The 14,358-nt window shown below is 71.0% G+C and carries 14 protein-coding genes; 4 read left to right on the top strand and 10 right to left on the bottom strand.

What is annotated here, in order from left to right:
* Positions 1–208: 208 nt before the first annotated feature.
* The 10 genes from NLX86_RS17470 to NLX86_RS17425 are packed head-to-tail and all read right to left on the bottom strand — an operon-like array spanning position 209 to position 9,950.
* Positions 209–1,777, bottom strand: coding sequence for an NADH-quinone oxidoreductase subunit N (locus NLX86_RS17470; protein ID WP_254372646.1), 1,569 nt, complete (start codon positions 1,775–1,777; stop codon positions 209–211).
* Entirely contained in the window at positions 1,774–3,378 is a 1,605-nt protein-coding gene (locus NLX86_RS17465) for an NADH-quinone oxidoreductase subunit M (protein WP_254372645.1), read from the bottom strand. Before NLX86_RS17465 ends, NLX86_RS17470 begins: the two co-directional genes overlap by 4 nt.
* Before the next feature lie 3 nt (positions 3,379–3,381).
* Positions 3,382–5,352 (bottom strand): NADH-quinone oxidoreductase subunit L, encoded by a 1,971-nt coding sequence (locus NLX86_RS17460; protein WP_254372644.1) that lies wholly within the window; start codon positions 5,350–5,352, stop codon positions 3,382–3,384.
* Positions 5,349–5,678: an NADH-quinone oxidoreductase subunit NuoK gene (gene nuoK, locus NLX86_RS17455; protein ID WP_254372643.1), complete on the bottom strand. Its 330-nt coding sequence runs from the start codon at positions 5,676–5,678 to the stop codon at positions 5,349–5,351. The genes NLX86_RS17460 and nuoK overlap by 4 nt, the downstream gene beginning before the upstream one ends.
* Positions 5,678–6,241: an NADH-quinone oxidoreductase subunit J gene (locus NLX86_RS17450; protein WP_254372642.1), complete on the bottom strand. Its 564-nt coding sequence runs from the start codon at positions 6,239–6,241 to the stop codon at positions 5,678–5,680. The genes nuoK and NLX86_RS17450 overlap by 1 nt, the downstream gene beginning before the upstream one ends.
* Positions 6,238–6,801: an NADH-quinone oxidoreductase subunit I gene (locus NLX86_RS17445; protein WP_254372641.1), complete on the bottom strand. Its 564-nt coding sequence runs from the start codon at positions 6,799–6,801 to the stop codon at positions 6,238–6,240. Before NLX86_RS17445 ends, NLX86_RS17450 begins: the two co-directional genes overlap by 4 nt.
* The gene (locus tag NLX86_RS17440) at positions 6,801–7,769 is read right to left on the bottom strand and encodes a complex I subunit 1 family protein (protein ID WP_254372640.1); all 969 of its coding nucleotides are present in this window, start codon (positions 7,767–7,769) and stop codon (positions 6,801–6,803) included. Before NLX86_RS17440 ends, NLX86_RS17445 begins: the two co-directional genes overlap by 1 nt.
* On the bottom strand, positions 7,766–8,932 hold the full coding sequence (locus tag NLX86_RS17435; protein ID WP_254372639.1) for an NADH-quinone oxidoreductase subunit C: 1,167 nt from the start codon (positions 8,930–8,932) through the stop codon (positions 7,766–7,768). The genes NLX86_RS17440 and NLX86_RS17435 overlap by 4 nt, the downstream gene beginning before the upstream one ends.
* Entirely contained in the window at positions 8,929–9,537 is a 609-nt protein-coding gene (locus NLX86_RS17430; RefSeq protein ID WP_254372638.1) for an NADH-quinone oxidoreductase subunit B, read from the bottom strand. Before NLX86_RS17430 ends, NLX86_RS17435 begins: the two co-directional genes overlap by 4 nt.
* The gene (locus tag NLX86_RS17425; RefSeq protein WP_254372637.1) at positions 9,528–9,950 is read right to left on the bottom strand and encodes an NADH-quinone oxidoreductase subunit A; all 423 of its coding nucleotides are present in this window, start codon (positions 9,948–9,950) and stop codon (positions 9,528–9,530) included. The genes NLX86_RS17430 and NLX86_RS17425 overlap by 10 nt, the downstream gene beginning before the upstream one ends.
* A gap of 181 nt (positions 9,951–10,131) precedes the next feature.
* Between NLX86_RS17425 and NLX86_RS17420 the strand changes: the two genes are divergently transcribed.
* The 4 genes from NLX86_RS17420 to NLX86_RS17405 form a co-directional block, all read left to right on the top strand.
* Complete coding sequence (locus NLX86_RS17420) at positions 10,132–11,325, top strand: sensor histidine kinase (protein WP_254372636.1); 1,194 nt, start codon at positions 10,132–10,134, stop codon at positions 11,323–11,325.
* A gap of 157 nt (positions 11,326–11,482) precedes the next feature.
* Positions 11,483–12,805, top strand: coding sequence for a sensor histidine kinase (locus NLX86_RS17415; protein ID WP_254372635.1), 1,323 nt, complete (start codon positions 11,483–11,485; stop codon positions 12,803–12,805).
* 156 nt (positions 12,806–12,961) lie between these two features.
* A complete protein-coding gene (locus NLX86_RS17410) occupies positions 12,962–13,621 on the top strand; it encodes a response regulator transcription factor (RefSeq protein WP_308409607.1) in 660 nt (219 codons plus the stop codon).
* A gap of 168 nt (positions 13,622–13,789) precedes the next feature.
* A partial coding sequence (locus NLX86_RS17405; protein ID WP_254372633.1) for a 2-oxoacid:acceptor oxidoreductase family protein occupies positions 13,790–14,358 on the top strand: 569 nt, incomplete at its 3' end.

Here is a 14,358-nt window from a genome sequence, read left to right as displayed (position 1 = left end):
TCCAAATGGTGCGGCAGGGGACCCTTTGCTTGAGGGGCTTCCACGGTTCGGTGGGGACCGGTCCAGTGGACCCTCCCTTCCTGGTCAACGCCAGGCGGGGAGCGCTGGTTCCCCGTGTGTACCGGAGGAGGTTGGCCCGGACGGGTGATACGCCGCCCGCAGGCCGTGTCCGGTGCCGGCAGAGCGCGGCCCTGGAAGAGCCGCGGCCCTAGAAGAGCGTCGTGGAGGCGAAGCGGAGCACCAGCTGCGGGGCGCCGGAGGCGACGATGCCGACAGCGGCGGTCAGGGCGATCGCCAGGGTGATCGGCGCCGGGACCCGGTGCCTGGCCGCGGCCGTGACCGGCTCCCCCTGGGCCGCCGCCTCGACCCCGGCCTCGACCCCGGCCTCGGCGGCCTCCGGGGCGCGGAAGAGGACCGCTGTCCACTTCAGGTAGTAGTAGAGGGCGATCACGACGTTCACGGCCATGACGACGGCCAGCCAGCCGAGGCCCGCCTCGACCGCGGACCGGAAGACAATGACCTTGGCGAACAGACCGATGATGCCGGGCGGCAGGCCGGCCAGGCAGAGCAGGAAGAAGCCCATGGCGAGCGCCGCGAGCGGGTTGGTCGCGTAGAGGCCGCGGTAGTCGCTGATGCGGTGCTGGGGGTGCGTACGCGCGACCAGTGCGGCGACGGCGAACGCGCCGAGGTTCACGGCGGCGTACATCAGGGCGTACGCGACGGTGGCGCCGATCTGGTCACGGTCCGTGTACGCGGCGGCCGCGATCGGGACCAGCAGATAGCCGGCCTGGCCCACGGACGACCAGGCGAGCAGCCGCACCGCGCTGTTCGCCCGGGTCGCGGACTGGCGCAGGGCCGCCACATTGCCGGCGGTCATGGTGAGGGCGGCGAGTACGGCGACCACCGGCCCCCAGACATCCGCGTACGCCGGGAACGCGATCACCGTGACCAGGACGAGGCCGGTGAATCCGACCGCCTTTCCGATGACGGAGAGGTACCCGGCGATGGGCAGCGGCGCGCCGACGTAGGTGTCGGGGACCCAGAAGTGGAACGGGACCGCGGCGGTCTTGAAGGCGAAGCCGACCAGGGTCAGCGCAACGCCCGCCATGGCGAGCGTGTCGAGCCGCTCCGGCACGTCGAACAGCCGGTCGGCGACCTCGGTGAGGTGCAGGGTGCCGGTGGCCGCGTACACGAAGCTGACGCCCATGAGCGTCACGGCGGTCGCGGCGACGGAGGACAGGAAGAACTTGAGCGCGGCCTCGGAGGAGAGCCGGTCGCCGCGCCGCAGGCCGACCAGCGCGAACGCGGGCAGCGAGGCGACTTCGAGGGCGACGACGAGGGTCGCCAGGTCGCGGGAGGCGGGCAGCAGGGCCGCGCCGGCCGCGGAGGAGAGCAGCAGGAACCAGTATTCGCCGGCCGGGAGCTTGGCCTCCCTGACGGCGGTCAGCGAGAGCATCGCGGTGAGCAGGGCCCCGCCGAGTACCAGGAACTGGATGGAGAGCGCGAAATGGTCGGCGGTGTAGCTGCAGACGTTCGCGTCGGAGGTGAGGCAGAAGGTGGAGCGGTCGCCCGCGCGCAGCGGTACGAGCGCCAGGACGGCCGCGGCCAGGCCGGCCACCGACACCCAGCCGAGGACGGACTTGCGGTTCTCCGGTAGGAACAGGTCGGCGACCAGGACGAGCAGGCCGACGACCGCGGCGACGGTCGGCGGTGCGATCGCGAGCCAGTCGACGGTCTGGACCAGGCTCGTGGCGGTCGCGGCTGCGGTCGCCGTCATGAGTTGCCTCCAGCGAGGAGCTTCTGCACAGCCGGGTCGGTGAGGCCGAGGAGGGCCGCGGGCCAGAGTCCGGCGAGGACGGTGAGGGCGACGAGCGGGGTCCAGGCGGCGAACTCGTAGCTCTGGACGTCCGCGAGCTGCTGCGGTCCGGCGGGGGCTTCCTGCTGCTGCCGGCCGGTCTGTCCCGGGTCGCCCATGCAGACGCGGCGTACGACGACGAGCATGTACGCGGCGGTGAGCAGGGTGCCGAGGCCGCCGATCGCCATGAAGGTGAGGAAGGCGGGGCGGCTGAGCCCGTCTGCGGGGTCGAACGCGCCGAACAGGGCGAGCATTTCGCCCCAGAATCCGGCGAGGCCCGGGAGTCCGAGGGAGGCGACCGCGCCGAAGGCGAGGAGCGCGCCGAGACGCGGGGCCTTCCCGTAGAGGGCGGCGCCGGTGGCGCCGGCGAGGGCGTCGAGATCGGTGCTGCCGTAGCGGTCCTTGAGCGCGCCGACCAGGAAGAAGAGCAGGCCGGTGATGAGGCCGTGGGCGATGTTGGCGAAGAGCGCGCCGTTGACTCCGGTCGGGGTCATGGTGGCGATGCCGAGCAGCACGAAGCCCATGTGGCCGACGGAGGAGTACGCGATCAGGCGCTTGAGGTCGCCCTTGGCGCCCTGCCGGGCGAGGGCCAGGCAGGCGAGGGACCCGTAGATGATGCCGACGACCGCGAAGGCGGCGAGGTAGGGCGCGAAGGTGACCATCCCGTCGGGGGTGATCGGGAGCAGGATGCGCACGAACCCGTACGTGCCCATCTTCAGCAGTACGCCGGCGAGGAGGACGGAACCGACCGTCGGAGCGGCGGTGTGGGCGTCCGGGAGCCAGCTGTGGAGCGGCCACATCGGGGTTTTGACGGCCAGGCCGATGCCGATCGCGAGCACGGCCAGGAGCTGGGTGGTGTGGGTCAGGCCGCGGCCGTTGTCAGTGGCGAGTGCCACCATGTCGAATGTGCCGCTTCCCAGCCCGATGAGGAGCAGGCCGAGCAGCATGACCACGGAACCGAGCAGCGTGTAGAGGATGAACTTCCAGGCGGCGGGCTGCCGCTGGTCGCCGCCCCAGCGGGCGATCAGGAAGTACATCGGGATGAGGACCATCTCGAAGGCGAGGAAGAACAGCAGCAGATCGAGGACGGCGAAGGTCGCGAGAGTGCCGGACTCCAGGACGAGGAGCAGGGCGACGAATGCCTTGGGAGACGGGCCCGCAGGCATTTTGAAATAGCTGTAGAGCGCGCAGAGGAAGGACAGCAGCGCGGTCATCACGAGAAGGGGGAGCGAGATGCCGTCGATGCCGAGGTGGAGCCTGACGTCGAGCGCCGGGATCCAGCTGATGTCGGTCGTGGCCTGCATCTTCGAGGGCTGGCCGTGGTCGAACCCGAGGGCCAGGACGATGGTCGCGGCCAGGATCACGCCGGTGACGGTCACGCCGTGGCGGAGGACTGCCTGGTCGGGGCCGGAGCCCTTCAGTCCGGGAGGGGCGGGAAGGAGGGCCGCGGCGGCGCCGACGAGCGGTCCGGCCACGATCAATGCCAGAAGGAACTGCATCACGGATTCGCTGATATCAATCACGGCTCACGCTCCGGCGGCGACGAGTACGGCGGCGATCGCCAGGACGACGGAGCCGGCGAGCAGGGCGCTGAGGTAGGTCTGCACATTGCCGGTCTGGGCGCGGCGGACGACCGCTCCCAGCAGGCGGGGGCCGGCGCCCGCACCGTGTACGTACGTGTCGACGACCTCGCGGTCGAGGAAGCGGACGAGTTCGGCCGCGGCGCGGACGGGGCGTACGAACAGGGCGGAGTAGACGGCATCCACGTGGAAGGCGGCGGCCGCGTGGCGGTGGAGCGGGCCGAGGAGGAGCCGGCCGGGATCGGCGGGGTCCGACGCGGGGTGCGGCAAACCGATGGCCTCCGCCTCGACTTGTCCGCCTTCGGCGTCGGGGTGAGCGACGATCCCGTCGATCGGGATGTGGGCAGCCAGGGCAGTCGTGTGCCGCCACGCTGCGTAAATGATCAGTCCGCCGACCAGGGCGACGCCCGTACCGAGGACGGAGGTGGTGAGGGTCGGGGTGAGCGCGTGGCCGTCGAACCAGCCGTCGAGGTAGCCGGCGGTCAGGCCGAAGCCGAGTGAGGGGACGGCGAGGAGCCAGAGCACGCCGGTCATGGCGAGCGGCTGCCTGCCGTGGTCGGCGACCTCGGGGCCGGTGCCGCGGAAGGCCAGCAGCCACAGGCGGGTGGCGTAGGCGGCGGTGAGGAGGGCGGTGAGGAGGCCCGAGAGGAGGACGGTCCAGCCGGCGGCGCCGGGGGCGATCTCCGACTCGCCGAGGGCCGCGTGTTCGGCGGCGACGAGGACGGCTTCCTTGGAGAAGAAGCCGGCGAACGGAGGGATCGCGGCGAGGGCGAGCAGGGCGATCGTCATCGTCCAGAACGCGTCGGGGATCCGCTTGGCCAGGCCGCTCATCCGGGACATGGCGGCCAGCGAGTTGGTGCCCGCCGCGTGGATGATCACGCCCGCCCCCAGGAAGAGGAGGGCCTTGAACGCACCGTGCGAAAGGAGGTGGAAGACGGCGGCACCGCGGTCGCCGACCGCCAGGGCGCCGGTCATGTAGCCGAGCTGGCCGACGGTCGAGTAGGCGAGGACGCGCTTGATGTCGTCCTGTGCGAGGGCGGCGAGCGCCGAGCCGACCATCGTCACCGCGGCCATCACGGCGAGCACGACCAGCGCGGCGGCGGAGGCCGCGAAGACGGGGAGGAGGCGGGCCACGAAGTAGACACCGGCGGCGACCATCGTCGCGGCGTGGATCAGCGCCGAGACGGGGGTCGGGCCCGCCATCGCGTCGGGCAGCCACGTGTGCAGCGGGAACTGCGCCGACTTGCCCGCCACGCCCGCGAGGAGCAGCAGCGCGATCAGGGTGGGGTGGTCGAGGCCGCCGTCGGCGACCGTACGCAGGATGCCGGTGATCCGGAACGTACCGGCGTCGGCCGCCAGCGCGAACAGACCGAACAGGAAGGGGACGTCACCGAGCTTGGTGACCAGGAAGGCCTTGAGGGAGGCGGCGCGGGCGACCTCGGTCTCCCAGTAGTGGCCGACCAGGAAGTACGAGCAGATGCCCATGATCTCCCAGCCGACCAGCAGCACCATCAGGTCGCCGGAGTAGACGACCAGCAGCATCGCGGAGGTGAAGAGGGAGATGAGAGCCGCGTAGGACGGGTAGCGCGGGTCGTCGCGCAGATACGCCGTCGAGTAGATCTGCACGCAGGACGCGACGATCCCGACCAGGACGGCGACGAGGACCGCGAAGCCGTCGAGGTACAGGGCCAGTTCGACGGGGACCGAGCCGGTGGGCGTCAGTTCGGTGGCGGCGCCGATCGCCCTGCCGCCGCCCTGGCGGACGGCGACGACCACCGCGAGCGCGGCCGCGGCGAGGGTGGGCAGCACAGCCAGCGGCCGGACGAATCCGGGTGCCTTGCGGCCGAGGAGCAGTCCGGCCGCGGCGCCCAGGAAGGGAAGAAGGGGGACGAGGACGGCGAGGGTCGTGATGGTCACGCGGCGACCTCGGAATCAGCGGTCTCGGCGGTGTCGCGCAGCTTGTCGATGTCTGCGGTGCCGCGGTTGCGGTAGACCATCAGCACGATCGCCAGGCCGATGCCGATCTCCGCGGCGGCGATGGCGATGGTGAAGAGGGTCAGCGCCTGGCCGGCATGCAGAGCGTCGCGGAGCCAGACGTCGAAGGCGACCAGGTTGAGGTTGACGGCGTTGAGCATCAGCTCGACGGACATCAGCACCAGGATGGAGTTGCGACGCGCGAGCACTCCGTACAGACCGGTGGAGAAGAGGAGGACCGCGAGCACGGCGGGATAGGCGAGGTGCATCAGCGCTGCTCCTTACCGCTCTTGCTCTTACGGGACAGGACGATCGCGCCGACGAGGGCGGCGAGCAGCAGGACGGAGAGCGCCTCGAAGGGCAGCACCCAGTGCTGGAACAGGATTTCGCCGGACACCCTGGTGGAGCCCTGGACCGGTCCGTCCAGGTCGATCCAGGTCGTACGGAACGCGTCCACGACCACCCAGACGAGCGCCGCGGCCGCGGCGAGCGCGACACCGAGCGCCACCCAGCGGTTGTCCGAATCGGCGTCCGGGGAGCGGCCGATGGGGGCCTTGGTCAGCATCAGCCCGAAGAGAAGGAGGACGACGACGGAACCGAGGTAGATGAGGACCTGCACCCAGGCGATGAACTCCGCGGTCAGGAGCAGGTACTCGACAGCGATCCCGCCCAGCGCGACGACCAGCCAGAGGGCGGCGTGCACCAGCTGCCTGGTCGTGACGGTGATGACGGCCGCGCCGAGCGTCGCGATGCCGACGAGAAGGAACGCGATCTCGACGCCGGTGGGAGAGAGGAAGCCGTGCTCGGCGGCTGTGGTCGCTGCGAGAGTCACGCCTCCCCCTCCTGCTGTTGCTGCTGAGCTTCGAGTTGCTGGGCTTCGAGCTTCTCCGCCGCCTTGCGGGCCGCGGCGATCTCCTTCGGCTCCTCGGCAGCCGGGTCGAGTGCGGGCGGCGCGGGCACGGTCCACATCCACTCGCGGAGCTTGTCCCGCTCGTGGGTGAGTTCGTGGATGTCCGTCTCGGCGTACTCGAACTCGGGCGACCAGAACAGGGCGTCGAAGGGGCACACCTCGATGCAGATACCGCAGTACATGCAGAGGGAGAAGTCGATGGCGAACCGGTCGAGGACGTTCCGGCTGCGCTCGCGGCCACCGGGGGCGGCGGCGGGCATCGTCTCCTTGTGGGAGTCGATATAGATGCACCAGTCCGGGCACTCACGCGCGCAGAGCATGCAGACCGTGCAGTTCTCCTCGAACAGGCCGATGACGCCGCGGGTGCGGGGCGGGAGTTCGGGCTGGACGTCCGGGTACTGCGCGGTGTGCGACCGCTTCGTCATCGTCCGAAGGGTGACGGCCAGGCCCTTGGCGAGGCCGGAGCCGGGGATGGGGGCCATTACTGGATCGCCACCTTCACGATTCCGGTGAGCGCGATCTGCGCGAGAGCGAGCGGGATGAGCGTGGTCCAGGCGAGCTTCTGCAGCTGGTCCTCGCGGAGCCGCGGGTAGGTGACGCGCAGCCAGATGACGCCGAAGGCGAGGACTGCCGTCTTGAGGAGAGTCCAGACCCAGCCGAGGCCGTCGGCGCCCCAGGGTCCGTGCCAGCCGCCGAGGAAGAGGACGGTGGTGAGGCCGCAGAGGACGACGATGCCGGCGTACTCGGCGAGCAGGAAGAGCGCGAAGCGGAGGCCGGTGTACTCGGTGTAGGCGCCGAAGATGATCTCCGAGTCGGCCACCGGCATGTCGAACGGCGGGCGCTGGAGTTCTGCGAGGCCGGCAGTGAAGAAGACGAGGGCGCCGACGATCTGCCAGGGCAGCCACCACCACTCGAAGGCGTTGAGGATGCCAAGGAGAGAAACGGTGCCGGCCGCCATCGCGACGGAGGCGGCGGCGAGCAGCATGGGCAGCTCGTACGCGAGCAGCTGCGCGGCGGTGCGGAGCCCGCCGAGCAGGGAGAACTTGTTGGCCGACGCCCAGCCGGCCATGAGGCTGCCGAGCACTCCGACGCCCATGACCGCGAGCACGAAGAAGATGCCCGCGTCGACGACCTGGCCGACCGCGCCCTCGCTCGGGCCGATCGGGATCGCGACGAGCACGAGAAGGTACGGGAGCAGGGCGACGGCGGGGGCGAGCTGGAAGATGCGGCGGTCGGCGTTGGCCGGGATCACGTCCTCCTTCTGCGCGAACTTCACGCCGTCGGCGACGAGTTGGGCCCAGCCGTGGAAGCCGCCGGCGTACATGGGGCCGAGGCGGCCCTGCATGTGGGCCATCACCTTGTGCTCGGTCTGCCCGATGACGAGCGGGAGCACCAGGAAGACTGCGAAGACGACGATCAGTCGCAGGGCGACGTCGAGGGCGTCGTTCACTCGTCGCCTCCGGCGGCATCGCGGTCATCGCCCGGCCGATTCCCGGCCCGGGAGTCCTTCTGTACGTCGTCCCCATCGGCCCCGGGTTCGGCCCCGGGCTCGCCGGAATCGTCGACGGGGTCGAACGCGGGGCGCGGGTTGTGCCAAGGGGCGTCGGAGCTGCGCGCCGGCCGCGGTGCCGCGGCCCCGCCCGCCGGGCGGTTCGCAGGCGCCGCGGCCGCCGTACGCGCAGGCGTCCCTGCCGGGGCGGCGCCGAGATCCGTGGGAGCCGCAACGCCCCCGGCGTCGGAGCCGGCCCCAGCCGGCTGCGACGCCGAGCCCTCCGCGGCGGTACGCGCACGCCGCGCCGGGGCGCCGGGCTCCGTGGCGGGCGTCTCCGACGCAGCCTGCTGCGACCCCGAGCCCCCCGCCGCCGGGGCGGTGGGATCCGTTGCGGCCTGCGCAGCCTGCTGCGACGCCGAGCGCTCGGCGGCGGTACGCGCGCGCCGGGCCGGCTCGGCCTCCTGCGCGGCGCGGGTGCGGGCGGGTGGGCGGTCGGTTGTTGCGCGGGGTGTTCGGGCCGGGCGGGTTGGGGCCGGGGGGAGCTGGCCCTTCAGGGGGCCCCATTCGTTCGGGTCCGGGACGCCCGGCGGCAGCATCTGGCGCCGCTTCGGGCCGCCGTGCTCCGACTCCCCCGGCTCCTTCGCCCCGGGCCACGCCTTCGCGACCCGCGCGGCCAGCACGAAGTCCTTGCGCAACGGGTGGCCCTCGAAGCCCTCCGGGAGGAGCAGCGGGACCAGGTGCGGGTGGCCGGTGAAGGTGACGCCGAACATCTCGTACGTCTCGCGTTCGTGCCAGCTCGCGCCCGCGTAGATGTCCACCGCGGAGGCGAGCACCGGGGCCTCGTGCGGGACCGTCGTGCGCAGGAGCAGGCGGCTGACCGTACCCCGCTCCAGCGAGACGACATGCGCGCAGACGCGGAATCCCGTGCCCGGCTCGTCGACCGCGCTCAGCCAGTCGAAATAGGTGCAGCCCAGCTTGTCGCGGGCGATTTCCAGCGCCGCGATCCAGAAGCCGGCCGGCACGTCCACCGTGAGGAGGTCGTACGCCCGCTCGGCCGTGGCTTCCGCGGTGAAGACCTCCGTCACCGCGTCCGGGAGGCTGTCGTACAGAGGCGCGTTCACTGTCCGCCCTCCCCCGGAGTGGTTGGAGTGGGCGCGGGGACCAGGCCGCTCTGCAGCGCGGCGGCCGACGGCCGGGCGGCTGCGCCCGCATCCGCGTACCGCTCGCCCAGCGACTCCCGGGCGATCTTCTCCTGGAGCTTGAGGATGCCCTGGAGCAGGGCCTCGGGGCGGGGCGGGCAGCCGGGGACGTAGACGTCGACCGGGATGATCTGGTCGACACCCTTCGTCACGGAGTACGAGTCCCAGTACGGCCCGCCGCAGTTGGAGCACGCGCCGAAGGAGATGACGTACTTCGGCTCGGGCATCTGCTCGTACAGCCGCTTGACCGCCGGGGCCATCTTGTCCGTCACCGTGCCCGAGACGATCATCAGGTCCGCCTGGCGCGGTCCGGGCGCGAACGGGATCACGCCGAGCCGTATGAAGTCGTGCCGGGCCATCGACGCGGCGATGAACTCGATCGCGCAGCAGGCGAGCCCGAAGTTGAAGACCCACAGGCTGTAGCGGCGGCCCCAGTTGAGGACCACCTTCATGGGCTCGGGAGCCAGGCGGGACAGCGCGCCCAGCCGCTTCGGCTCGGGCAGCAGCTCAGGCTGGGTCACGTCCATTCGAGGACGCCCTTCTTCCAGGCATACAGCAGACCGACGGCCAGGAAGCCGAGGAAGATGAACATCTCCACCAGCGTCGTGGCGCCGTATCCGGCGGCGGCGAAGACCGTCGCCCACGGGAACAGGAAGATCGAGTCGACAGCGAAGATCACGTAGAGGAAGGAGTACACGTAGTAGCGGACCTGGGTGTGCGCCCAGCCCTCGCCGACCGGGTCCACTCCGCACTCGTACGTGAGCATCTTCTCGCGCGTCGGCACCACCGGCCGCAGCAGCCGTCCGGCCCCGAAGGCCACGGCGACGAACAGCACCCCGATGAGCGCCATCAGTCCGACGACCGAATAGCTCGCGAAGTAGTCGGCCGCATGGTCGGCGCCACGCTCGGCCGAAAGCACGGTCACGGTCGGTTCCAGCACGTCCGCCCCTCGCTCCCCATGGCCACTGTCGACGATCTGTACGGACGGGAGTCTAGGCCCTGCTAAAGACACGATAAGCAGTCGCGTCGGGCTGAAGCGAACCTGAGGTGGGGTTATCCCTACTTCTCACCCACTGCCCACCCCATGGCATCGGCCCGTCCGCCCCGGCAGTCTGTGCCGTATGACCGCGAGCACCGACGCCACCGCCAGCGCCCACGCCGACGACCGGCTGCCCGACGACCGGCTGCCCCCCGTGCGCTTCGCGTACGACGCCCACACCTGGAAGGAGATCGCCCACCTCCTCGCCAATCTACCGATGTCGATCATCGGATTTGTTTACGTGGCTGTCATGATTTACACGGGCGCCCTGCTGTCGGTGACGGTGATCGGGCTGCCGCTGCTCGCGGCCGGCCTGCTGTGCTCGCGGCAGCTCGGCAAGGCGGAGCGGTGGCGGGCGCGGAAGCTGCTCGGTCTGCGGATCGACGAGCCGAGCCCGATACCCGCCCGCCGCCGCCAGGGCGACTTCTTCACCTGGCTGTGGACGAGCCTGAAGGACCCGGTCGGCTGGCGCACCGTGCTGTACGACTTCATCCGGCTGCCCTGGGGCGTGCTGACCTTCACGGTCGCGCTGACCGGCCTCTTCGTCGCCTGGCCCGTCCTGCCGTACATCGCCCGCGGCCTGACCAACGCCGACCGGGCGATGGTGCGCGGGCTGCTGTCCCCGTCCGACGAGCTGGAGCGGCGGATCGCCGAGCTGGAGTCGGACCGCGGGGTCGTCGTCGACACCGCCGCCGCCGATCTGCGCCGTATCGAGCGGGATCTGCACGACGGGGCACAGGCCCGCCTCGTGGCCCTCGCCATGGGCCTCGGCCTGGCCAAGGAGAAGCTGCTGGAGGATCCGGACGCCGCGGCGGCGATGGTCGACGAGGCGCACGGTGAGGTGAAGCTCGCCCTCCAGGAACTGCGCGATCTGGCGCGCGGTATCCACCCGGCCGTCCTGACCGACCGCGGCCTGGACGCCGCGCTCTCGTCGGTCTCCGCGCGCTGCACGGTTCCGGTGAAGGTGTCAGTCGACCTGGCGGCCCGTCCGGCGCAGGCGATCGAGGGCATTGCGTACTTCACCGTCTCCGAGCTGCTGCAGAACGTCAGCAAGCACGCCCGCGCGACCAGTGCGTCCGTCGATGTCCGGCGGGCGGAGGAGCGGCTGCTGATCCAGGTACGGGACGACGGGCGCGGCGGCGCGCGGCTGGACGGGGGCAGCGGTATGGCCGGGCTCGCGGAGCGGCTCGGTGCGGTCGACGGGCTGTTCGTCCTCGACTCGCCGGCCGGCGGGCCGACCACGGTCACGGCGGAACTGCCCTGGCGGGACCGCTAAGCCCTGTCCGGCCACAGGCCGCTGCTGTGCCGGCCCCGGGTAGGGGAAACCCCCGGTCCGAGACGCCGACCGGCTCCATGGCCCGGCAGGCCCCTCCCCAGCAGCCTTGACGTACCAGCCCGCAGAACATTCCGCAGAGTAGAAACGGACGACGCAGATGGCCACGGACACGGACACGGATTACCGACCGGAGACCCGCCGGCACATCCTCCCGCCGGCACTGCGCGCGCCGGTCGAGGCCCGCACGTGGCGCGAGTTCGGCTATCTGATGCTGAGCCTGCCGATCAGCATCGCCCTCTTCACCTGCGCGGTCACGATGACCTCGGTGGGCGCGGGGCTGCTCGTCACCTTCCTCGGCGTCCCGGTGCTCGCCGCCGGCCTGGCCGCCTGCCGCGGCCTCGGCGCGCTGGAGCGGACCCGGGCACGCGCCCTGCTGGGTCTGGCGGTGGCGGATCCGGAGCCGGTCCGTACAAAGAAGAGCGGGCCGATGGCCTGGATGGGCGGCATCCTCAAGAGCGGGGTGTCCTGGCGGCACCTGCTGTACGCGCTGCTGCACTTCCCGTGGGCCGTCTTCGCCTTCTGTGTGGCGCTGACCTTCTGGGCCTACGGCTGGGCCTTGCTGCTCTACCCGCTGTACCACTGGATCCTCCCGGTGTACGCCGGGCAGGACGGCATCCAGCTGTACGGCGACGGAACGCACAACTTCTACCTCGACAGCCCGTTCGAGCTCGCGATGACCAGCGTGATCGGACTGCTCCTCACGCTCGCCACCCCGTGGATCATCCGCGCGCTGACGACCGTGGACCGGGTGATGGTCCTCGGCCTGCTGGGGCCGTCCCGGCTCGCCACCCGGGTGACCGAACTGGAGTCGGACCGCGGGGTCGTCGTCGACACCGCCGCCGCCGATCTGCGCCGTATCGAGCGGGACCTCCACGACGGGGCGCAGGCCCGCCTGGTGGCCCTCGCCATGGACCTCGGCCTTGCAAAGGAAAAGCTCACGGAGGACCCCCAGGCGGCGGCCCGGATGGTCGACGAGGCGCACGGCGAGGTGAAGATCGCGTTGCAGGAACTGCGCGATCTGGCGCGCGGCATCCACCCGGCCGTCCTGACCGACCGCGGCCTCGACGCCGCACTGTCGGCGGTCGCCTCACGGTGTGCGGTGCCGGTACGGGTCGATGTCGATCTGCCGGCGCGGCCGGCCGCGGCGATCGAGGGGATCGCGTACTTCACGGTGTCCGAGCTGCTGCAGAACGTCAGCAAGCATGCGCGGGCGCGCACGGCGAGCGTGGAGGTGTGGCGCACGGCGGACCGGCTGCTGCTCCAGGTGACCGACGACGGCCAGGGCGGCGCGGACACCACGGCGGGCAGCGGGCTGGCCGGCCTTGCGGAGCGGCTGGACGCGGTCGACGGAATCCTGGTTGTCGACTCCCCCGCGGGCGGCCCGACGACGGTGACGGCGGAGCTGCCTTGGCGGGCCTAGGTCTCCGGCCCGCTCAGCCACCGCTGCCCCCGCCGGAGGCGACCCGCGCACCAATCCACGAGCCTGGGCCCCGTCCGTTCCTGATACTGGGATGCTGGAGCAGCCCCGGTTGGGGCGCGGACGACAGGTGGGGGATACGGAGTCGTGGAGGACAGGGTGCGGGTGGTCATCGCCGAGGATTCAGTGCTGCTTCGGGAGGGCCTGACCCGGCTGTTGACCGACCGGGGGCATGACGTCGTCGCAGGCGTGGGGGACGCGGTGGCCCTGGTCAAGACGGTCGCGGACCTCGCGTCGCAGGACGCGCTGCCGGACGTCGTCGTCGCGGATGTGCGGATGCCGCCGACGCATACGGACGAAGGGGTACGGGCAGCGGTGCAGCTGCGCAGCGAGCACCCCGGCGTCGGCGTGCTGGTGCTGTCGCAGTACGTGGAGGAGCAGTACGCCACCGAACTGTTGGCCGGATCCAGCCGGGGCGTGGGCTACCTGCTCAAGGACCGGGTAGCCGAGGTACGTGAGTTCGTGGACGCGGTCGTAAGGGTGGCGCGGGGCGGGACCGCCCTGGACCCCGAGGTCGTGGCGCAGTTGCTGGGCCGCAGCCGGAAGCAGGACGTGCTGGCAGGGCTGACACCGCGGGAGCGGGAGGTTCTGGGCCTGATGGCCGAGGGGCGCACGAATTCGGCCATCGCCCGGCAGCTGGTGGTCAGCGACGGAGCGGTCGAGAAGCATGTAAGTAACATCTTTCAGAAGCTCGGCCTCTCCCCCAGTGACGGGGATCACCGCCGCGTGCTGGCCGTGCTGACCTATTTGAATTCCTAAATTCCCAGCGAGCTGACACCCTGTCAGAGAGCAGGAAAATGTCTCAAAAAGTGGTCCAGCATATGAGCGGTCCGGGGAAGGCGGCCCTTACCGACGTAGGGTGGGCCATGGGGGACGACCGGTCGGCCGGCCGTGCCCGAGCCGCCGCCTCGAAGGAGGTCCAGTTCAGTGACCAGCCAGGTCAGTAGCCCAGCCGAACAGGCCGACGGGGCCAATGAGGCTGTCGTCGGGGAACAGCGCAAGTCCTCCGGTGAGAAGGAGGTGCGCCGTCTGGACCGGGTGATCATCCGTTTCGCGGGTGACTCGGGTGACGGTATGCAGCTCACCGGTGACCGGTTCACGTCGGAGACGGCGTCGTTCGGCAACGACTTGTCGACGCTGCCGAACTTCCCGGCCGAGATCCGGGCCCCTGCCGGCACGCTGCCGGGCGTCTCGTCGTTCCAGCTGCACTTCGCCGACCACGACATCCTCACCCCCGGTGACGCCCCGAACGTACTGGTGGCGATGAACCCGGCCGCGCTGAAGGCGAACATCGGGGACGTGCCGCGCGGCGCGGAGGTCATCGTCAACACCGACGAGTTCACCAAGCGGCCGATGGCCAAGGTCGGCTACGACACCTCGCCGCTGGAGGACGGCTCGCTGGACGGCTACCAGGTCCATCCGGTGCCGCTGACGACCCTGACGGTCGAGGCGCTGAAGGACTTCGGGCTCTCCCGCAAGGAGGCCGAGCGGTCCAA

Origin of the sequence: Streptomyces sp. A3M-1-3, assembly GCF_024213665.1 — a bacterium.
GTDB lineage: Bacteria > Actinomycetota > Actinomycetes > Streptomycetales > Streptomycetaceae > Streptomyces.
This window is presented reverse-complemented; position numbering and strand designations above follow the sequence as displayed.